Annotated in this window: 17 protein-coding genes; 10 read left to right on the top strand and 7 right to left on the bottom strand. The window is 72.0% G+C overall.

Features of this window, described 5'->3' with window-relative positions; translation table 11 throughout:
* Positions 1-46 precede the first annotated feature (46 nt).
* Complete coding sequence (locus tag HUO13_RS07475; protein ID WP_211900703.1) at positions 47-505, bottom strand: nuclear transport factor 2 family protein; 459 nt, start codon at positions 503-505, stop codon at positions 47-49.
* 91 nt (positions 506-596) lie between these two features.
* Between HUO13_RS07475 and HUO13_RS07480 the strand changes: the two genes are divergently transcribed.
* Positions 597-1,142 (top strand): TetR/AcrR family transcriptional regulator, encoded by a 546-nt coding sequence (locus tag HUO13_RS07480; protein ID WP_211900704.1) that lies wholly within the window; start codon positions 597-599, stop codon positions 1,140-1,142.
* A gap of 120 nt (positions 1,143-1,262) precedes the next feature.
* A complete protein-coding gene (locus HUO13_RS07485) occupies positions 1,263-2,762 on the top strand; it encodes an amino acid permease (RefSeq protein ID WP_211900705.1) in 1,500 nt (499 codons plus the stop codon).
* 68 nt (positions 2,763-2,830) lie between these two features.
* On the opposite strand, the gene HUO13_RS07490 is transcribed toward HUO13_RS07485, so the two are convergent.
* Positions 2,831-3,100 carry a UBP-type zinc finger domain-containing protein gene (locus HUO13_RS07490; RefSeq protein WP_211900706.1) on the bottom strand — a complete coding sequence of 90 codons (270 nt, stop codon included), beginning with the start codon at positions 3,098-3,100 and terminating at the stop codon, positions 2,831-2,833.
* 140 nt (positions 3,101-3,240) lie between these two features.
* Between HUO13_RS07490 and HUO13_RS07495 the strand changes: the two genes are divergently transcribed.
* Complete coding sequence (locus HUO13_RS07495; protein ID WP_211900707.1) at positions 3,241-4,812, top strand: Na+/H+ antiporter; 1,572 nt, start codon at positions 3,241-3,243, stop codon at positions 4,810-4,812.
* 46 nt (positions 4,813-4,858) lie between these two features.
* Here the strand turns inward: HUO13_RS07495 and HUO13_RS07500 are convergent, their stop codons facing one another.
* Entirely contained in the window at positions 4,859-5,650 is a 792-nt protein-coding gene (locus tag HUO13_RS07500; RefSeq protein WP_211900708.1) for an IclR family transcriptional regulator, read from the bottom strand.
* A gap of 165 nt (positions 5,651-5,815) precedes the next feature.
* Between HUO13_RS07500 and HUO13_RS07505 the strand changes: the two genes are divergently transcribed.
* Complete coding sequence (locus HUO13_RS07505) at positions 5,816-6,988, top strand: NAD(P)/FAD-dependent oxidoreductase (RefSeq protein WP_211900709.1); 1,173 nt, start codon at positions 5,816-5,818, stop codon at positions 6,986-6,988.
* Between the two features lie 208 nt (positions 6,989-7,196).
* Positions 7,197-8,021: a MerR family transcriptional regulator gene (locus HUO13_RS07510; RefSeq protein ID WP_211900710.1), complete on the top strand. Its 825-nt coding sequence runs from the start codon at positions 7,197-7,199 to the stop codon at positions 8,019-8,021.
* Between the two features lie 132 nt (positions 8,022-8,153).
* On the opposite strand, the gene HUO13_RS07515 is transcribed toward HUO13_RS07510, so the two are convergent.
* Genes HUO13_RS07515 through HUO13_RS07530 form a run of 4 tightly spaced genes read right to left on the bottom strand, consistent with a single transcriptional unit; the run spans position 8,154 to position 13,133 of the window.
* Positions 8,154-8,783, bottom strand: a complete 630-nt coding sequence (locus tag HUO13_RS07515; protein WP_211900711.1) for a sarcosine oxidase subunit gamma — start codon at positions 8,781-8,783, stop codon at positions 8,154-8,156.
* The gene (locus HUO13_RS07520; RefSeq protein ID WP_211900712.1) at positions 8,761-11,613 is read right to left on the bottom strand and encodes a 2Fe-2S iron-sulfur cluster-binding protein; all 2,853 of its coding nucleotides are present in this window, start codon (positions 11,611-11,613) and stop codon (positions 8,761-8,763) included. Before HUO13_RS07520 ends, HUO13_RS07515 begins: the two co-directional genes overlap by 23 nt.
* Positions 11,610-11,885, bottom strand: coding sequence for a sarcosine oxidase subunit delta (locus HUO13_RS07525; RefSeq protein ID WP_211900713.1), 276 nt, complete (start codon positions 11,883-11,885; stop codon positions 11,610-11,612). The genes HUO13_RS07520 and HUO13_RS07525 overlap by 4 nt, the downstream gene beginning before the upstream one ends.
* A 21-nt stretch (positions 11,886-11,906) precedes the next feature.
* Positions 11,907-13,133 carry a sarcosine oxidase subunit beta family protein gene (locus tag HUO13_RS07530; protein ID WP_211900714.1) on the bottom strand — a complete coding sequence of 409 codons (1,227 nt, stop codon included), beginning with the start codon at positions 13,131-13,133 and terminating at the stop codon, positions 11,907-11,909.
* A gap of 93 nt (positions 13,134-13,226) precedes the next feature.
* Here HUO13_RS07530 and HUO13_RS07535 point away from each other — a divergent pair, with 93 nt between their 5' ends.
* From HUO13_RS07535 to HUO13_RS07555, 5 genes are all read left to right on the top strand, one after another.
* Positions 13,227-13,892, top strand: a complete 666-nt coding sequence (locus HUO13_RS07535) for a GntR family transcriptional regulator (protein ID WP_211900715.1) — start codon at positions 13,227-13,229, stop codon at positions 13,890-13,892.
* A 396-nt stretch (positions 13,893-14,288) separates the two neighbouring features.
* Positions 14,289-16,757 carry a GcvT family protein gene (locus HUO13_RS07540; protein WP_211900716.1) on the top strand — a complete coding sequence of 823 codons (2,469 nt, stop codon included), beginning with the start codon at positions 14,289-14,291 and terminating at the stop codon, positions 16,755-16,757.
* 94 nt (positions 16,758-16,851) lie between these two features.
* Entirely contained in the window at positions 16,852-18,048 is a 1,197-nt protein-coding gene (locus HUO13_RS07545) for a glycine cleavage T C-terminal barrel domain-containing protein (RefSeq protein ID WP_211900717.1), read from the top strand.
* Between the two features lie 18 nt (positions 18,049-18,066).
* A complete protein-coding gene (locus tag HUO13_RS07550) occupies positions 18,067-18,909 on the top strand; it encodes a methylenetetrahydrofolate reductase (RefSeq protein WP_249124518.1) in 843 nt (280 codons plus the stop codon).
* Positions 18,910-19,078: 169 nt separating this feature from the next.
* Complete coding sequence (locus HUO13_RS07555) at positions 19,079-20,776, top strand: formate--tetrahydrofolate ligase (RefSeq protein ID WP_211900719.1); 1,698 nt, start codon at positions 19,079-19,081, stop codon at positions 20,774-20,776.
* Positions 20,777-20,908: the final 132 nt, after the last annotated feature.

Genomic DNA, 20,908 nt, shown 5'->3' on the forward strand with positions numbered 1-20,908 from the left:
CGGCGACCGTCCAATCAGGCCAGGAGGACGAGCAGGAACCAGGAACTCAGTGCACCGGCAGCAGCACACCGCGCTCGGAAGCCGGGCGCGGACCGGTGATCCGTCGTTGCGACTCCTCGATCCGGACGTCGTTGATGCTGGCCTCCCGGCGGCGCATCAGACCGTCCTCTGCGAACTCCCACAGCTCGTTTCCGTAGCTGCGCCAGAAAACGCCTTCCGGGTCGTGGCACTCGTACTGGAAGCGCACCGCGATGCGGTTGCCGCGGAACCCCCACAGCTCCTTGCGCAACGCGTAGTCGAGCTCCCGCTGCCACTTCTCGCGCAGGAAGCCGATGATCTCGGCGCGCCCGGTGATGAAGCGGTCCCGGTTGCGCCAGACCGAGTCCTCGGTGTAGGCGAGCGCGACGCGCTCCGGGTCCCGGGTGTTCCAGGCGTCCTCGGCGGCCTGCACCTTCTGCAGCGCGGTGTCCTCGTCGAACGGCGGGAAAGGCGGTCGGGGTGTCATCCGGCGGCTCCAGGTCCGGTGGAGAACGTTCGTTCTCCTCTCGCCCGCTACAGTAGAGAACGACCGTTCTCCTTCGCCACCGGGAGGCAGCGTGCAACGCCGCGAAGCCGAGGAGCGGCTGCTCGACACCGCCGAAGCGCTGTTCTACGAGCGCGGGGTGCAGGCGGTCGGGATGGCCGAGGTCCGCACCGCCTCCGGCGTCTCGCTCAAGCGGCTCTACCAGTGCTTCGAGTCCAAGGACCGGCTCGTCGAGGCCTACCTGCGCCGCCGCGACGAACGCTGGCGGGCGTCACTCGACCGCTACGTCGCCACCCACCCGGACGGCGGAGTCCTGGCCGTCTTCGACTGGCTCCACGAGTGGTTCGCCGAGCCCGGCTTCCGCGGATGCGCCTTCATCAACTCCTTCGGCGAGCTGGGGGCGACCTCCCCCGCGGTGGCACGCGCCGCACGGGATCACAAGGACGCGCTGCGCGCCTACCTGCTGGACCTGCTGGACGCCCCTGACCAGGAAGAACTCGCCGACCAACTGCTCGTGCTGATCGACGGGGCCATCACCGGCGCCGCGATCGGCGGCTCGCCCCGCACGGCGCTCGCCGCCCGCTCGGTCGCTCACGCGCTGGTGGCGGCCACGCGCTGAACCAGCCGACGAGTTGTCAGGTGTGACTTGACGCACAATTCTTGTCGTGACGGTCCGTCGCCAAGCTCGCCGGGACACGTGACACCCGGCTAGCGGGGCCCTCCGGCGAGGAGGCATTCCATGACGATCATGCGTGTCAAGTCAGCGGAGCAGTCGATACGCGACGCCGAAGCCCCGGAGTTCCGGCTTCGCCGGGTGCTGTCCGCGTGGGACCTGCTGGGCATCGGTATCGGCGCGATCATCGGCACGGGCATCTTCGTGCTGACCGGGGTGGCCGCGGCCACCGACGCCGGACCCGGAATCGCGATCTCGTTCGTGCTCTCGGGCATAGCGTGCGGGCTGGCCGCGCTCTGCTACGCCGAGTTCGCCTCGGTCGTGCCCGTCGCGGGGTCGGCATACACGTTCTCCTACGCCTCGCTGGGCGAGTTCCTCGCCTGGATCATCGGCTGGGACCTCGTGCTCGAGTTCATCATCGGCGCCTCGACGGTGTCGGTCGGCTGGTCGCAGTACTTCGTCGAGGCGCTCAGCGCCATCGGCCTGGGACTGCCGCCCACGCTGACGGCCGCTCCCGGGGCCGGCGGGGTGGTCAACGTGCCCGCGGCGGTCATCGCGCTGCTGCTCACCGTCGTGCTGGTCGTGGGCATCCGGCTCAGCTCCGCGGTGACCAACGTCGTCGTGGCCATCAAGCTCGCCGTGGTGCTGTTCTTCATCATCTTCGGCGCGTTCTTCATCAAGGCCGCGAACTGGAGCCCGTTCATCCCGCCGCACCAGCCGCCGGACCCGGCAGCCGCGGGCTCGGCGCTGGACGAGCCGCTGATCAACGCGATCTTCGGGGCCACCGGGTCCTACGGCCTCAGCGGCCTGGTCGCCGGTGCCGCGCTGGTGTTCTTCGCCTACATCGGCTTCGACATCGTCGCCAGCGGTGCCGAGGAGACCCGCAAGCCGCAGCGCGACATGCCGATCGGCATCCTGGGCTCGCTGGCGGTCTGCTCGGTGCTGTACGTGCTGGTGTCGCTGGTGATGACCGGCATCGTCAAGTACACCCAGCTCGACACCGCGGCTCCGATGGCCACCGCGTTCCAGGCCATCGGCGCGCCGTGGGCGGTCGGGCTGGTGTCGCTGGGCGCGATCGCCGGCCTCACCACGGTGATCCTCATCCTGATGCTGGGGCAGGCACGGGTCGGGTTCGCCATGAGCCGCGACGGGCTGCTGCCGGTGTGGTTCGCCAAGGTGCACCCGAAGTTCCGGACGCCCTACCGGATCACGCTCATCACCGGCATCCTCGTGGCGATCATCGCGTCCCTGACACCGATCGACCTGCTGGCCGAGATGACCAACATCGGCACCCTCTTCGCGTTCGTGCTGGTCTCGGCGGGTGTGCTGGTGCTGCGGCGCACGCGGCCGGACCTGCCGCGCGCGTTCAAGGTCCCGTGGGTGCCGGTGCTCCCGATCCTGGCGGTGCTGTCCTGCCTGTACCTGATGCTCAACCTGGACGGGTGGACGTGGATCCGGTTCGGCATCTGGATGCTGATCGGGCTGGTGGTCTACTTCGCCTACAGCTCACGCCACAGCAGGCTCGCCAAGGCGCAGTCGATCGAAGAGGCGGCCGGCGGGTTGTGACCCTCGGGCGGCTCGAACCGGGGTGGTCCCGCCGCCGCGGGGCCACCCCGCCGCTGCCTAGACGCTGCCTAGCCGATCTGTTCGTCCATGAAGCACCACTGCCATGACTCCCCCGGCTCGAAAGAGCGGACGACGGGGTGGCTGGTGTGGTGGTAGTGCACGGTGGCGTGGCGCATCGGACTGGAGTCGCAGCACCCCACGTGCCCGCACTCGGTGCAGATCCGCAGGTGCGTCCAGTCGTCGCGGCCCTCGGCCAGGCATTCCTCGCAGCCGTCGGGGCTGCTCGGCACCGGGTCGCGTCCATCGGCCGCCACCAGGTGCTCACAACTCGCGGCCATCGGGTGACCTCCTCGCGCGGCTAGTGGCACGGCGTCGCGGGCGTGCGGCTCGGCGTGCCGTGCCGAATCCTTCCCTCGAGGAAACGACGTCCCCGAACCTAGCCCGCGGTCGCGGGCAGCGCAGCGGAGCGGGAGGAAGCATGCACGAGCTGCCGGAGCTGATGGCCCTGCTCGCGGGCGCCCTGGCGGTGACGGCGCTGGCCAGGCGGTGGGGCGTCTCCGCCCCGCTGGCACTGGTAGTGGTGGGTCTGGCGATGTCGTACCTGCCGGGGCTGCCCGACTACCAGCTCGACCCGGAGATCGTGCTGGTGCTGATCATCCCGCCGCTGCTGTACTCGGCGGCGCTGCGCAGCTCGTCGATCGGCATCAAGGCCAACCTGCGTCCCATCGGGCTGCTGGCGTTCGGGCTCGTGCTGTTCAGCACGCTGGCCGCCGGGCTCGTCGCGTGGTGGCTGGTGCCGGGCATGTCGCTGGGCGTGGCACTGGTGCTCGGCGCGGTCGTCGCCCCGCCCGACGCGGTGGCCGCGATCGCGATCGGCCGCAGGCTGGGGCTGCCTCGCCGGCTCATGACCGTGCTCGGCGGCGAGAGCCTGGTCAACGACGCGACCGCGCTGACCGCCTACCGGGCCGCCATCGCGGTGGTGATCGGGTCCGGGCTGTCGCTGCTGGGCGGTGTCGGGATGTTCCTGCTCGCCTCCGCGGGCGGACTCGTCGTCGGCTACGTCGTGGGGTGGCTGGTGCACCAGGTCCGCGCCCGCCTCGACGACGGCAACCTGGAAAGCGCCGTCGGGCTGCTGGTCCCGTTCGCCACCTACCTGCTGGCCGAGGAGATCCACGCCTCGGGCGTGCTGGCGGTGGTGGTGGCCGGGCTCTACCTGGGGCACCGCGCCCCCGCGTCCGACGCGGCGACCCGCCTGCAGGACCGGGCGGTGTGGGACGCCGCCGACACCCTGCTCGAAGCGCTGGTCTTCGCCCTCATCGGGCTCCAGCTGCGCACCGTCGTCGACGGCGTCTCCGCCGACCTGCTGCCGCTGACCGCCGCCGGGCTCGCGGTGACCGCCGCGGTCGTCGTGGCACGCGTGGCGTGGGTGTTCACCACCATGTACGCGCCGCTGTGGTTGTCGAGGAAGCGGGACGCGCCGCCGTGGCAGCACGCCGTCGTCGTGTCGTGGGCGGGAATGCGCGGTGTCGTGTCACTGGCCGCCGCGTCGGCCGTACCGGTCGCGACGCTCTCCGGCGCGCCGTTCCCGAACCGCTCCGAGGTGGTGTTCCTGGCCTTCTTCGTCACCCTCGCCACGCTGCTCCTGTACGGGTCGACGCTGCCGTGGCTCATCCGGCGGCTGGGCGTGCGGGGGCGGGACAGCTACACCGACGCGCTCGCCGAAGCCGAGGCGCAGCACAACGCCGCCCGCGCGGCGCGGGACCGGCTCGACGACCTGACGCGGGAGTCCCAGCCGCCGGGCAGGGTCGCCGACCGGCTCCGGCAGGCGGCCCAGCACCGCAGCAACCAGGCGTGGGAGCGGCTGGGGCGGTCGTCCGACGAGGTCGGCGAGAGCCCGAGCGAGGCGTACCGGAGGCTGCGGGGCGAGATGCTGGCCGCGGAGCGGGACGTGTTCGTGCGCTTCCGCGACGAGCACCGCATCGACGACGAGGTCCTGCGGCGGGTGCTGCACGAGCTGGACCTGGAGGAGCTGATGCTCCGGCGGGAGTGACCGGCGGCGGTCGGCGGTCGGCGGTTGGTGGGAACGGGCGTCGTGCTCAGACGTCGAGGTAGCCGAGCTGCGAGGAGAGTTCCTTGGCCGCGACGCGCATCGCGCCGACGACCTCCCGCATGCGGCGGCGCGAGAAGCGGTACGACGGCCCCGACGCACTCATCGCGGCGATCACCGCGCCGTCGTAGCTGTAGACGGCGACGGCCGCGGCGTTGAGTCCCAGCTCCAGCTCCTCGTAACTGGTCGCGTAGCCGTCGCGCACGATCGCCTCGAAGTCCTTGCGCAGCTCGGCGGCGTCGGTGACGGTCCGGGTGGTGTAGCGCTCCAGCGGCTCGCCGAGCAGGTCGTCCTGGTCCTCCGGCGGGGCGTGGGCCAGCAGGACCTTGCCGCTGGAGGTCGCGTGCAGCGGCGTGCGCTGCCCGACCCAGTTGTGCGCGGTGACCGAGGCGGTGCCCCTGGCCTGGCTGATGTTGATCGCGACGTCGTTGTCCCGGATCGCGATGTTGACCGTCTCGCCGAGCTCGGCGGCGAGGGAGTCGCAGAACGGACGCCCGAGGCGGGGCAGGTCCATCCGCTCGGTGGCGGCGCCCGCCAGCCGGACGATCCCGAAGCCGATCGCGTACTTGCCGCGTTCGCCGAGCTGTTCGACCAGCCCACGCGCCTCCAGCACGCTGACCAGCCGCGAAGCGGTCGACTTGTGCACGCCGAGCTCACCGGCGATCTCGGTGATGCCGGCTTCCCCGTTGCGCGCAAGCAGCTCCAGGACGGTCACAGCCCTGTCTACGGACTGCACCAGGGCACCGGAACTCCTCCCGTGGGCGGCGTCTGCGTTACTCACGCGTCAACCGTATCGGTTCCGGCGGGACATTTCGTCAACCATCCGCACGCCCCCTTGACGTTGGTTCGATGCGAAGGCAGATTCGTTGCACATGATACTCCCTGTTCCCTAATGCGCAACGGAGGTCCTGTTGGCGATCGTTCCCACGGACGCTGGGGTCATGGCGTGAGAACCGTTGTCGTCGTCGGCGCCGCCCTGGCGGGCTGGCGGGCGGCGCAGGAGCTGCGGGAGCAGGGCTTCACGGGACGGCTGGTGCTGGTGGGGGCCGAGGAGCGCAGGCCGTACGACCGGCAGCCGCTGTCCAAGGAGTTCCTGACCGGCAACCTGGACTCGGGCGAGCTGGCGCTGGACGGTGCGGACGAGGAAGCCGCGCTCGACGCCGAGTGGAGGCTCGGTGTCCCAGCCATCGGACTGGACAGCCGGTCCGCTGAGGTCGTCCTCGCCGACGGGTCACGAATTCATACCGATGGCGTAGTGCTGGCGACCGGCGCGGAGCGGGCGACGCTGCCCGGGGCGGCTGCGCACCGCCTGCACACCCTCGACGACGCGATCGCGCTGAAGGCCGACATCCGCGCCGGCGCGCGGGTGGTGGTCGTCGGCGGCGGGCTGGTCGGCTCGGAGGTCGCGGCCAGCTGCCGGTCGCTCGGGGCGCAGGTGACGGTGGTCGACGCCCAGCACCTGCCGATGGCCCGGACCTTCGGCATCGAGATCGCACCGCTGTGCGCGGCGCTGCACGAGGACCACGGGGTGCGGCTGCGGTTCGGAACGCCTGCGACGCGGGTGCTCGGCGAGGACCGGGTCACCGGCGTCGAGCTGGCCGACGGCAGGGTGATCCCGGCGGAGGCGGTGGTCACCGACGTCGGCAGCAGGCCGGCGGCGGAATGGCTCCGCGGCTCGGGGGTCAGGCTGCGCGACGGCGTGCTCACCGACTCCGGGTGCGTGACCAGGGTGCCGAACGTGGTCGCCGTCGGCGACGTCGCGCGCTACCAGTCGGTGCACCGCAACCACACCGTCCGCGGCGGCCACTGGTCGACGGCGGCGAACCAGCCGCCGGTGGCGGTGCGCAACCTGCTGGCGGGGCGGACCGTCGAGCATTACAGCGGCGTTCCGCACCTGTGGTCCCGGCAGCACGGCTCGACGTTCCAGTTCGCCGGCTACGCCGGTCCGAAGGACCGCATCGACGTCGTCGACGGCTCACCCGCCGCACGCCGGTTCGTCGCCACCTACCAGCGGGGCGGCCGGATGGTGGCGGTGTTCGCGATGAACAGCCCGCGCCAGTTCGCCGTCCACCGCCGCCGCCTCACCGCGGCCCTCACCCCCGCCCTGGCGAAGGGATAGGAGGTCGCACGCGGCGTCGGCCTCCGGGGTGTGCGCCAGCTCGCGACGGGTGACACGTGAGAAAAAGATCCCGGAGCCAGAGGACGCCTGAGGTTCCGCCACCCGGCCGGCTACGCGAACCACTGCTGACTCTCCGCAGCCGTTCGCGGACGCGTGCCGGTCGGGGCTTGACCGTGACACCGTGTCAGGGCCTGGACTGGGAGGCGTCATGTTGAACATCGGAGATTTCGCCAAGCACGGCCGGGTTTCGGTGCGGATGCTGCGGCACTACGACGCGATCGGGCTGCTGCGGCCCGCGCACGTGGACGCGGCCAGCGGCTACCGGCGGTACGAGGCGGCGCAGCTGTGCCGGCTCAACCGGATCATCGCGCTGAAGGACCTCGGCTTCACGCTCCAGCAGGTGCGGGAGCTCCTGGAAGCCGACGTGAGCGCCGAGCAGATGCGCGGGATGCTGCGGCTGCGCCGCAGCGAGCTGGAGGCCGCCGTCGCCGCCGACACCGCCCGGCTGCGCCAGGTCGAGGCGAGGCTCCGGACGATCGAGAGCGAGGGGCGCATGCCCAGCGAAGACGTCGTGGTCAAGAGCATCCCGGCGGTCCGGGTGGCGGAGCTGACCGCCATCGCCGGCAGCTTCGGACCCGAGGACATCGGGCCTGTCATCCGGCCGCTCTACGGCGAGCTGTGCCGGCGGATGGCCGCGGCCGGGGTCTCCGGCTCCGGCCCGAACATCGCCTACTACGAGGAGTCGCCCGAAGGCGACGACAAGGTCGTCGTGCACGCCGGGGTCACGGTGGCGGTGGGCCCGCGGGCGGGCCGCGGCTTCGACGTGGTCGACCTGCCCGCGGTCCAGCAGGCGGCCACCATCGTCCACCGCGGCGACATGGACGGCGTCATGCCGACCGTGCAGCAGCTGGCGCACTGGATCGACGCCAACGGCTTCCGCGCGGTCGGTCTCGGCCGCGAGCACTACCTGTCCTGCGAGGGCGGACCCGACCAGTGGGTGACCGAGATCCAGCAGCCGATCACCAAGGCATGAGGGGAAGTGCCGGGGCGTCTGCACCGGCGAAGCCGGCCGGCGGCCAGGGGAAGCCGGGCAGCGCCGGACAAAGACCGGGCGGCGGCGCAGGGCGGAGGCCGGGCGCCCAGCCCGGCCTCCGGCCGGCCGGCCCTACCTGCCGGTGTACTCGGCCATCGCGTCGAGCAGCAGGTCCGCCAGGTAGTCCGCGAACGAGCACCGCACAAGCAGGCGGTAGGCGGGCTCGGCGCCGACCTGCCACAGCACCGCCTGGGTGCGGCCGAGCAGCGTCTGCGCGCACTGGCCGGGGCCGAAGGCGCGCGGGTGCAGGTCCAGCGAGCACACCTTCTCCAGCACCTCGCGCGCCATCGGACCCGACAGCCTCAGCGTCGTCCGGTTCGCCGAGACGTCCACGGCGGACCCGAGAGAGTCGGCGAGCGCCCCGCGCAGGGTCTCGACGATGCGGTCGGCCTGCCCGTCGGGTGCGTGGATCAGCCACTCGTCGGGTCCGAGCCACAGCACGGCGGTCCGCTCGTCGCCCGCGACGCGGTTGGGCGTCCGGTGCGGCAGCGCGACCTCCAACGCGTGCTCGACGCGCGCCACGGCCGGGCTGCCGGGATGCACGCGCAGATCCACCTGCGCGTGGAACGGCTCCTCGGCGAGCGCGACCCCGCGCGGGCCGTCCGCGCTCCGCGCCGCGAGCTCGGCGGCCCTGGCCGCGAGCGGGCTGCGCCGCAGCGCCAGCACCGCGGTACCGGGATCAACCTGGCTGACGACCGTCACGGCGTGCTCCTTCCTCGTCGTAGAACACCGGCCGGGTCACAACGGCCGCGATGGTCCGGTCGCCGACCGGGGCGTGCACCACCTCGCCGACGCGGCGGCGGCCGTCGGCGACCAGCGCGAGCGCGAAGGTCCGGCCGAGCGCGGCGCTGCGGTAGCTGGAGGTGACGTGCCCGAGCATCGGCACCGGCGGTTCGGCGGGCGCGTCGGGGGCGACGAGCTGCGCCCCTTCGGGCAGGCGTTCGGCAGGGTCGACCGGCAGCAGCCCGACGAGCTGCTTGCGGTCCTCCCGCGCGGTGTCGGGGCGGGCGAAGGACCGGCGCCCGACGAAGTCCTTGCGCTTGGACACCACCCAGTCCATGCCGAGGTCGTGCGGGGTCACCGTGCCGTCGGTGTCCTGGCCGACGATCACGAACCCCTTCTCCGCGCGCAGCACGTGCATCGTCTCGGTGCCGTACGGGGTGATGCCGTGGCCGGCGCCCGCCTCGGCCACCGCCTCCCACACCGCGAGCCCGTACCAGGACGCGACGTTGATCTCGTAGGCCAGCTCACCGGAGAACGAGATGCGGCAGATGCGGGCCGGAATCCCGTTGTGCAGCACGGTATCCCGGAACTCCATGAACCCGAACGCCTCGGCCGACACGTCCAGCGCGGGCGCCATCCGCCCGACCACGGCGCGCGAGTCGGGGCCGGCGACGGCGATCGTGGCCCACTGCTCGGTGACCGACGTGCAGTGCACCGCCAGGTGCGGCCACTCGGTCTGCAGCCACTCCTCGAGCCAGTCCAGGACCTTCGCCGCGTTGCCGGTCGTGGTGGTCATCAGGTAGCGGTCCTCGGCCAGCCGCAGCGAGACGCCGTCGTCGAGGACCATGCCGTCGGCCCCGCACATCATCCCGTAGCGGGCCTTCCCGACCGGGAGCTTGGCGAAGGCGTTGGTGTAGACGCGGTTGAGGAAGGTCGCGGCGTCCGGTCCGGCGACCTCGATCTTGCCGAGCGTGGTGGCGTCCATCATCGCCACCCCCTCGCGCGCGGCGCGGCACTCCCGCTCGACGGCGGTGTCCATGTCCTCGCCGTCGAGCGGGTAGTAGCGGGCGCGCTTCCACTGGCCGACGTCCTCGAACACCGCACCGGCCCGCACGTGCCAGGAGTGCATCGGCGTGGTGCGCGCCGGGTCGTGCAGCGCGCCGCGGTCGCGGCCGGCCAGCATCGCGAACGACACCGGGTTCGCCGGCGGGCGGAAGGTCGTGGTGCCGACCTCACCGGGCGAACCCGACCTCAGCGCTTCGGCCAGGACGCCGATGGCGTTGACCGACGACGTCGCGCCCTGGTCGCTGCCGGTGCCGATCGTGGTGTAGCGCTTGACGTGCTCGACCGAGCGCATGCCCGCGCCGACCGAGCGCCACACGTCGGCGACCGTGGAATCGCGTTGCAGGTCGACGAAGTGGGTCCGCCAGGTCGACGGGTCGCCGGTCTCGCCCGGAACGATCCACAGTGGACGCGTCGCGGTGGCGGGCCGGTCGCCGTCGACCGGCGGCACCGGAGGGGCCGCGACGCGGAAGCCGCCTGCGGTGGCCGCCTCGGCGCCGGCGGCGAAGCCCTGCGCCAGGCAGCCCGCGAGGTCGTAGGTGCCCCTGGCCGCGCCGATCACCTTGGACCCCGCGACTCCGCCGTCCGGCACGAACCCCGCCACGATCCGGTCCCATCGCAGCTTCCCGCCCGCCTGGCCGTGCAGGTGCACCGCCGGGCTCCAGCCCCCGCACACCGCGAGCAGGTCGCAGGCGATCTCCCGGACGCCGCCGGTGATCGCGCCGGACTCGTCGATGCCCGCGACCCGCGCGGAGGTCAGCCGCCGGTCGCCGGTCGTGCCCACGACCGCCGAGCCCGGGTGGACGTCGACACCGGCCTCCCGCACCTGCGCGGCCAGCCGCGGCGGCGGATCCTGCCGGGTGTCGACCAGCGCGTGCACCTGCGCACCTGCCGCGACGAGGTCCAGCGCCGTCAGGTACGCGCTGTCGGAGGTCGTGCACACCACGGCCTCGGTGCCGGGCAGCACCGCGAAGCGGTTGAGGTAGGTGCGCACCGCCGAGGCGAGCATGGTTCCCGGCCGGTCGTTGTCGGCGAAGACCATCGGACGCTCGTGGGCGCCGGTCGCGAGCACCACGCGCCGCGCGCGGATGTGCCAGAGCCGGGCGCGGACCGAGTCGCGCTCGCGGCGTTCGGCGACCAGCAGGTAGTTCTGGTCGTAGAGGCCGACGGCGGTGGCGCGGGTGAGCACCCGTACCTCGGGCATCTCGACGAACTCCCGCACCGCGCGGTTGATCCACTCCGACGCGGGCCTGCCGTCGACGCGTTCGCCACCGTCGAGCAACGCCCCGCCCAAAGCGCCATCCTGCTCCACCAGCACCACCCGCGCGCCGCTTCGGCCCGCCGCGAGCGCGGCGGCGATGCCCGCCGGCCCGGCGCCGACCACGACGACGTCGGCGTGCACGTACTTCTTGTCGTGCACGGCGGTGTCGGGCGCGCTGCCGAGCCATCCGATGCCGGAGAGGCTCTCGGCGGCGAGCCCGTCGACCAGCTCCACCGCCGTGGCGGGCAGCATGGGTTCCGGGCAGTCGCCGAGCAGCTGCACCACCGCGTTCGGCTCGGTGGTGTCGGCGGTGAGCACACCCCTGGGCCTGCCGCGGTAGACCGACCGCCCGGCCTCGATCCGCCCGGCCGCCAGAAGGGCCGACGCCAGCGTGTCACCGGGATGGCCGGTGTACTGCTCGCCGTCGAACGTGAAACGCAGGGTCCGGCCGCGGTCGACGCGGCCTCCGGTGGGCAGGCGGGTCATGGGCTCACCGGCTTCCGCGCCGCGGGTGTCCCGGGGCGCATCTTGTTGGTCGCGGTGTCGCGGACGACGTCGAACCAGCGGCGGCAGCCCGCCGAGTGGCACCAGCGCTCGGCGAACGGACCGCGCGGGTTGTCGCGGAAGAACAGGTACTCGCCCCAGGCGGCGTCGTCGAGGGCGTCCGGGTCGTCGGGGTGCGTCACGTGCGCCTGACCGCCGTAGCGGAACTCCGCCTCGTCCCGCGGCCCGCACCACGGGCACTCGATGGAAAGCATCCGGCGACCTCCTCTCCGTCGTCAGTGCGCCACGGCTGCCGCGCCGTGCTCGTCGATGAGTGCGCCGGTGGCGAAGCGCTCCAGCCCGTAGGGCTCGTTGACCGGGTGCGGCCCGCCGGTGGCGATCGTGTGCGCGAACACCCAGCCCGCACCGGGCGTGGCCTTGAACCCGCCGGTCCCCCAGCCGCAGTTGAGGAACAGGTTCTCCACCGGTGCCGGGCCGATGATCGGCGAGGCGTCCGGTGTCACGTCGACCGTGCCCGCCCAGGTGCGGATCACGTGCGCCCGCGCGAAAACCGGGAACAGCTCCAGCGCCGCGGCCATCTGGTGCTCGACCACGTGCACCGAACCGCGCTGGCCGTAGCCGTTGTAGCTGTCGATGCCGGCACCCAGGACCAGCTCACCCTTGTGCGCCTGGCTGCAGTAGACGTGCACGTGGTTGGACATCACCACGCACGGGTGCACCGGTTCCAGCAGCTCGGAGACCAGCGCCTGCAACGGGTGGCTCTGCAGCGGAAGCCGCAGCCCCAGGGTGTCGGTCAGCAGGCTGGTGCGCCCGGCCGCGGCGAGGCCGACCCTGCCCGCGGCGATGGTGCCGCGCGAGGTCTCCACCCCGGTGACCCGGTCGCCGTCGGTGGTGAACCCGGTGACCTCGCAGTTCTGGATGAGGTCCACGCCGAGCTGGTCGGCCCGGCGGGCGAAGGCCCACGCCACGTAGTCGTGCTTGGCGATTCCCGCGCGGGGCTGCCAGGTCGCGCCGAGCACCGGATAGCGCACGTCCGGCGAGACGTCGAGGATCGGGCACAGCTCCGCGATCTCCGGCGGGCTCACCCACTGCGCGTCGATCCCGTTGAGCGCGTTGGCGAAGACCCGGCGCCGCGAGTCGCGGACCTCCTGCTCGGTGTGGGCGAGGTTGAGCACGCCGCGCTGGCTGAGCAGGAAGTCGTAGTCCAGCTCGGATTCCAGGCCCTCCCAGAGGCGCAGCGCGAGCTCGTAGAGCGCGGCGCTCTGGTCGAGCAGGTAGTTGGACCTGATGATCGTGGTGTTGCGGGCCATGTTCCCGCCCGCCAGCCAGCCCCGCTCCAGCACCGCGACGTCGGTGATGCCGTGGTTGCGGGCGAGGTAGTAGGCGGTGGCCAGGCCGTGCCCGCCGGAGCCGACGATCACCACGTCGTAGGCGCGCTTGGGTTCCGGGTTGCGCCACAGCCGGGCCGGCGGCTCGGCCGGGTGCGGTCGGGTCGTGGCCATGCGGCCTCCTGTGGAGCCGGCTGGGGTCCGCGAGACCTCGCGATACGACTCATCAACAACTGATATATCAGTATGTCGGGTAGGGTAGGAGCCATGTCCGCCGTGGTCAATTCCCCGTCCGGGGGCAGCAACGCAGGCCAGTCCCAGGCTGATCGCGCCTACCTGACGCTGCGCGACCTGATCCTGACCCTGCGGCTGCGGCCAGGCTCCCCCGTCCAGGAGGAGCCGCTGACCAAGGAGCTCGGCATCGGCCGGACCCCGTTCCGGGAGGCGGTGAAACGCCTGGAGTCGGAGTCGCTGATCGCGATCTACCCGCGCCGGGGCAGCTTCGTCACCGAGGTCAACATCACCGACCACGCGCTGATCGCCGACGTCCGCCGCAGGCTGGAGGGACACGCGGCGTGGCGGGCCGCCGAGCGCGCGACCGACGCCGACCGCGCCGAGCTGGAGCAGCTGTGCGAGCTGGTCGCCGACGTCTCCAACGAGCAGGCGCCGATCATGGCCGTCGACACCCGGGTGCACCGCACGATCCACCGCTGCACCCACAACCGGTACCTGGAGAACACCCTCGGCCAGTACTACAACCTGGCGCTGCGGATCTGGTGCCTGTTCTTCGACCGGCTGCCCGACGTCACCGACCACGTCGGCGAGCACGCCGAGCTGCTCAAGGCCGTCATCGCCGGCGACTCCGAGCGCGCCGAGCGGATCGCGGTGGCCCACGTCGACCACTTCGAGCACGCCATCCGCGACGTGATCTGACCCCGACCCCGTCGCGCGGCCGGCTCGGCCCAGGCCGTGGTCCCGCGCCGGAATGCCCGACGCCAGCCGTGCACCCCAGACCGCCCCGACGGCCCTCTGCCTCCCGCCCGTGCACCCGCCGGACGGATCACGCGGGGCCCCACCCGACGTCGAATCCGCAGCGCAGCGCTCCGCGCGCGATAGCCCGGAACGCCTTGCCGCGTCAAGCAAACCCACCCGGTCGCCGCACGGCGCCGATCATCCAGACCTTGTCGATCAAGCCCCTGGAGTGCTGCTCTGACCCCTTCGGGGGAGATCCGAAAAATCAGGGCCAATGTGCCTTGACTCACACCCGGATGGAAGCGCACTGTTGCGTCTGACGCAGGATGTTGTCGTAGACGCAACAAGGCGGCGGCGATGGATTCGGGTGCGCAGATCTTGGTCGTCGGTGCGGGCATCGTCGGGTGCAGCGCCGCGTACCACCTCTCCCTGCTGGGTGTGACCGATGTGCTGGTCGTCGAGCAGGGCCCCCTGCCCGCCACCGGCGGGTCCAGCTCCCACGCGCCCGGCCTGGTCTTCCAGACCAACGCGTCGCAGACGATGACCCAGCTCGCGCGGCACACCGTGCGGACCTGGGCCGGCGCCGAGGTCGACGGCAGGCCCTGCTTCCACCAGGTCGGCGGCATCGAGGTCGCCACCACCCCGCAGCGGTGGGACGACCTGCACCGCAAGCTCGGCCTGGCCACCGCGTGGGGGGTGGAGGCCGAGCTGCTCGGCCCCGCCGAGGTGGCCGAGCTGATCCCGCAGGTGGCGGCCGACCGCGTCTTCGGCGGGCTGCACGTGCCCAGCGACGGGATCGCCAAACCGGTGCGGGCCGCCGAGTTCATGGCCCGCGAGGCCCGGCGGCGCGGCGTCCGGTTCGTCGGCGACACCGAGATCACCGGCTTCGACGTCCACAACGGACGCATCCGGACCGTGCGCACCTCGCGCGGCGACGTGCCGGTGGAGACCGTGCTCTGCTGCGCCGGGATCTGGGGCCCGAAGGTCGGCGCGCTGGCCGGCGTGTCGATCCCGGTCCAGCCGCTGGCGCACCAGTACGCGGTCACCGGCCCGGTTCCCGGCCTGGACGCCGGCCGCGAGGTGGCGCAGCCGATCCTGCGCCACCAGGACAGCTCGATGTACTTCCGGCAGATCCACGACCGCTACGGCGTCGGGTCCTACCAGCACCGGGCGATCCCGGTGAGCACCGACGAGCTGGCCCCGACCGCCGCGCCCGGAAGCGGTGCCGAGGCACCGTCGGGGGGCGGCGGCTGGAAGGGCATGGCCTCGGTGCACCCGTTCACCCCGCAGGACTTCAAGAAGCCGTGGTCGGACGCCTGCGACCTGCTGCCGGTGCTCGGCGGCACCGACGTCACCGAGGGCATGAACGGGCTGTTCCTGTTCACCGCCGACGGCATGCCGGTGCTGGGACCGTCCAACGAGGTCGGCAACTTCTGGGCCGCCGAGGCGGTGTGGATCACCCACGCCGCCGGGGTCGGCAAGGCGATGGCGGAGTGGATGACCAGCGGGGTCCCCGAGATCGACCTGCGGGCCGCCGACATCCGGCGCTTCGAGGGGTTCGCGCACAGCCCGTCCTACGTGGGCGAGCGCAGCGCGCAGAGCTTCCGCGAGGTCTACGACATCATCCACCCGCAGCAGCCGCCCGAGCGCCCGCGGCCCTTGCGCACCAGCCCGTTCTACCCGCGGCAACAGGAACTCGGCGGCGTTTTCCTGGAAGCCAACGGCTGGGAGCGGCCGCACTGGTTCGAGTCCAACGGCTCGCTGGTCGACGGCCGCGCCATCGCCGAGCCCGGGCCGTGGGCGGGCAGCTACTGGTCCCCGATCGTCGGCGCCGAGCACCAGGTGACGCGCGAGCGGGCGGCCATGTACGACATGACCTCGCTGGCGCGGGCCGAGGTCAGCGGACCCGGCTCGCTGGAACTGCTCCAGCGGCTCACCACCAACCAGCTCGACCGCCCGCCCGGCTACGTCACCTACACGCTGATGCTGGAGCCCACCGGCGGCATCCGGGCCGACATCACCGTGGCCAGGCTCTCGCGGGACGTCTTCCAGGTCGGCTGCAACGGCCCGCGCGACATCGCCTGGCTGCGCGGGCACGCCGACGAGACGGTGTCGGTCCGCGACATCACCGGCGGCACGTGCTGCATCGGGCTGTGGGGACCGCGCGCCCGCGACATCCTCGCGCCGCTGGCGGGCGAGGACGTCTCCCACGAGGCGTTCCGGTTCTTCCGGGCCAGGCGGCTGCACGTGCGCGAGGTGCCGGTGACCGCGCTGCGGCTGTCCTACGTGGGCGAGCTCGGCTGGGAGCTCTACACCTCGGCGGAGTTCGGCCTGCGGCTCTGGGACCTGCTCGCCACCGAGGGAGCCGGGCACGGTGCGGTCCCCGCCGGGCGCGGCGCCTTCAACGGCCTGCGCCTGGAGAAGGGCTACCGCGCGTGGGGGACCGACATGTGGAGCGTGCACGACCCCGACGAAGCCGGGCTCGCCTTCGCCGTCAGGACCGACAAGGGCGACTTCGTCGGTCGCGACGCCCTGCTGCGGCGCCGGGAGAACCCGCCGCGGCGGAAGCTGTGCTGCGTCACCGTCGACGACGGCACGGTGCTGATGGGTTCCGAACCGGTGCTGGACGGCCCCGAGACCGTCGGTTTCACCACCAGCGCCGGATACGGGTACAGCGTCGGGCAGAGCCTCGCCTACGCGTGGCTGCCCGCCGAGCTGTCCCCGCCGGGCACCTCCCTTCAGGTGTCCTACTTCGACCGGCGACATCCGGTCACGGTCGTCGCCGATCCGGTGTTCGACCCCGAGATGAGAAGGATGCGCTGCTAGCCGGCGCAGAACCACCAGTCGCACCAAGCCAGGCGGACCCCGCGCGCGGGACCCGCCGGAGTCCCGTACACCCACGACCCCAGGGAGAACCCCCATGACGATCAACCCGAACCCGGGTGTCCTGCAGTACCCGAGGCTGCGCAAGTCCCCGTTCTACTACGCATCGCGGCGGCACGGGGTCGCGCTCTACAGCGTCTACAACCACACCTACCACCCGCGCCACTACGGCGACCCGGTCGCCGAGTACTGGCACCTGCTGGAAGGCGTGACGCTGTGGGACGTCGGGGTCGAGCGGCAGGTCGAGATCACCGGACCGGACGCGTTCGAGTTCACCAACATGCTCGTGCCCCGCGACCTCAACAAGTGCAAGGTCGGGCAGTGCAAGTACGTCTTCGTCACCGCCGAGGACGGCGGCATCATCAACGACCCGGTGCTGCTGCGGCTGGGTGAGAACCACTTCTGGCTGTCGCTGGCCGACAGCGACGTCCTGCTGTGGGCGAAGGGACTCGCGCACAGCCTCGGCATGGACGTCCACATCCACGAGCCCGACGTGGGACCCGTCCAGGTCCAGGGCCCGAAGTCCCGGGACGTGATGGTCGACGTGTTCGGCGAGTCCATCCTGGACGTTCCCTACTACTACGCGGTGGACCGGGAACTGGACGGCATGCGGGTCGTGGTCTCGCGCACCGGCTACACCGCCGAGCTGGGCTACGAGATCTACCTGCACAACGCCAGCCGCGACGGGGTCCGGCTCTGGGACGCCATCTGGCAGGCGGGCGAGCCGCACGACCTGCGGGTCATCGGCCCGTGCCACATCCGCCGCATCGAGGCCGGAATCCTGTCCTGGGGCTGCGACATCACCTACGACACCAACCCGTTCGAGGTCGGCTACGGCTTCGAGACGACCTGGATGGTCGACCTCGAGCAGGAGGCCGACTTCGTCGGCAAGCGGGCGCTTACCCGGATCCGCGACGAGGGCGTCAGCCGCAAGCTGGTCGGCGTGGAGATCGGCGGTCCGGGTGTCGGCTCGTTCAACGACGGCAACATGATCGACGTGTTCGACGTGCACGACCCGCGCGGGCTGCGCATCGGCGAGGTCACCTCGGCCTGCTACTCCCCCCGCCTGGAACGCAACATCGGCTACGCGATGGTCCCGGTGGCCTACCAGGAGTACGGCACCGAGCTCGTCGTGCACACCCAGCACGGTCCGCAGGAGGCGGTGGTGGTGGAGAAGCCCTTCCTGGACCCGACCAAGAGCATCCCCAAGCGCCTCGAGCGCGCGTCGGCGTAGCGGGAGGTGGCAGTGGCGATGAGCGAAACCACCCGGACCCTCCAGCGGCACCTGGAGAACGCGCGCTTCGAGGTGCTGCCCCTGCGTGGCGTCGTCGAGCAGGTCGGGAAACTCCCGCAGGGCACGACGGTCACCGTCACGTCCTCGCCGAAGAAGGGCGTCGAGGCCACCCTCGACGTCGCCGCCCGGGTCCGCGGGCTCGGCCACCACGTGGTGCCGCACCTGGCGGCACGGCTGCTGACCGGTCCCGCGCAGCTGGCGGAGGTGCTCGACCGGATCGAGGACCTGGGGATGACCGAGGTGTTCGCGGTGGCAGGCGACTCCGCCGAGCCCGCCGGGCCGTACCCGGACGCGCTGTCCCTGTTGCGGGCGATGGAGGAGCTGGGCAGGCGGCCCTCCCGCGTCGGCATCACGGGGTATCCGGAACGGCACGCGTTCATCCCCGACGCCACGACGATCTCGGCCATGTCGGAGAAGGCCGCCCACGCCGACTACGTCGTCTCCCAGATCTGCTACGACCCGCACGCCCTCGCCTCGTGGGTGAAGGACGTCCGGGCGCGCGGAGTGGAGCTGCCGATCCACATCGGCGTTCCGGGAGTCGTCGACGTGCACCGGCTGCTGCGGATCTCGCTGAAGATCGGTCTCGGCGAGTCCATGCGCTTCCTGCGCAAGCAGCACGGCGTGGTCACCAAGCTGCTCACCCGCTACACGCCGGAGGAGCTGTTCGGCGAGCTGTCCCCCCACCTCGCCGACCCGGCCTACGGCATCGCGGGGTGGCACTTCTTCACGTTCAACGAGGTCGACCGGACCGCCCGGTGGCGACAGGACCTGCTCGCCCGCATCGGGGAGGTCCCCGCTTGAGCAGGCGGGCGACGGCGCCGGTGCCGGGATCGGAGGGGGCGGGGACTCCCCGCTCCGCCCCCGGAACGCCCGCCGGCGGGCTGCGGACCGCCGTCGCCCGCCCCAGCTCGTCAGAGGTTCGTTCCCTGCTCTCCCCGACCGAAGCCGTGGTATCCGCGAAGGAGTTCCGATGACCGTCCCGTCCGATCTGGACATCTCCCGGGCGACCGCCCTCAGGCCGCTGGAGGACATCGCGGCGCAGCTCGGCCTCGGCCCGCACCTGCTCGAGCCGTACGGCCACAACGTCGCCAAGATCTCGCTCGACGCCATCGAGGAGATGTCGGACCGGCCGCAGGCGCGCTACGTCGTGGTATCGGCGATCACCCCGACGCCGCTCGGCGAGGGCAAGACAACCACGACGGTCGGGCTCGGCCAGGCGCTGCGGCACCTGGGCAAGGTGTCGGCGGTGGCCGTCCGGCAGCCCTCGATGGGTCCGACGTTCGGCATCAAGGGCGGCGCGGCGGGTGGCGGCTACAGCCAGGTGGTGCCGATGGAGGCGCTGAACCTGCACCTGACCGGCGACATGCACGCGGTCACCGCGGCGCACAACCTGCTGTCGGCGATGCTGGACAACCACCTGCACAAGGGAAACCGGCTCGGCATCGATCCACATCGGATCACCTGGCGCCGCGTCCTCGACGTCAACGACCGCGACCTGCGCAACATCGTGACCGGCCTGGGAGGCCGGGCCGACGGCACGCCACGGCAGACCGGCTTCGACATCACCGCGGCCAGCGAGGTGATGGCCGTGCTCGCGCTGTCGACGTCGCTGCGCGACATGCGGCGCAGGCTGGGTCGCATCGTGGTCGGCTACACCCGCGACGGTTCGCCCGTCACCGCCGAGGACCTGCGGGCGGCCGGGGCGATGACCGCGATCATGCGCGAGGCCATCAAGCCGAACCTCATGCAGACCACGGAGAACACGCCGGTCCTGGTGCACGCCGGGCCGTTCGGCAACATCGCCCACGGCAACTCCTCGGTCGTGGCCGACCGCATCGCGGGCCGCTGCGCGGACTACCTGGTGACCGAGGCCGGGTTCGGCGCCGACATGGGCGCCGAGCGCTTCTTCAACATCAAGTGCCGGACCTCCGGGATGCGCCCGGACGCCGCCGTGCTGGTGGCCACCGTGCGGGCGCTGAAGGCGCACTCCGGGCGCTACAAGGTCGTGGCGGGAAGGCCCCTGCCGCAGGAGATGCTGGCCGAGAATCCCGACGACGTGCTCGCCGGCGCCGAGAACCTGCGCAAGCAGATCGAGAACATCCGGCTGCACGGCGTGTCACCGGTGGTCGCGGTCAACGCCTTCCCGGCCGACCACGGCAGCGAGCACGACGCCATCCGCCGCGTCGCCGAGGAAGCGGGCGCGCGGGTCGCGGTCAGCAACCACTACTCCGAGGGCGGCAAGGGCGCGCTGGAGCTGGCGGAGGTGGTCGTCGAGGCGGCCGAGGAGCCGAACCAGTTCCGGTTGCTGTACCCGGACTCCGCGGACCTGCGCACCAAGATCGAGACGATCGCGACCCGCGTCTACGGCGCCGACGGCGTGAGCTACCAGCCCGCGGCCGCGCGGGCGCTCGCCGACTACGAGGCCCTCGGGTTCGGGAACCTGCCGGTGTGCATCGCCAAGACGCACCTCTCGCTGTCGTCGGACCCGTCGCTGCTCGGGGCGCCGACCGGCTGGACGCTGCCGGTGCGCGAGGTGCGGGCGTCGATCGGTGCCGGGTTCATCTACGCGATCTGCGGGGAGATGCGGACCATGCCGGGACTCGGTTCGCATCCGGCCGCCGAGCGCATCGACATCGACGAGCACGGCCAGATCGTCGGCCTGAGCTGAGCGCGCGTGGTGGCGCGGGGCCTCCCGGCAGCGGGAGGCCCCGTCGCGCGCGGCCCCGCATGCGCGGGGCGAGCCCTGGGCGCCGCCGCGCGGGCTTGATCTCCACCTTGCTCGAACTCCTATGGTCGCCAT

Source organism: Saccharopolyspora erythraea (genome assembly GCF_018141105.1).
Taxonomy (GTDB): domain Bacteria; phylum Actinomycetota; class Actinomycetes; order Mycobacteriales; family Pseudonocardiaceae; genus Saccharopolyspora_D; species Saccharopolyspora_D erythraea_A.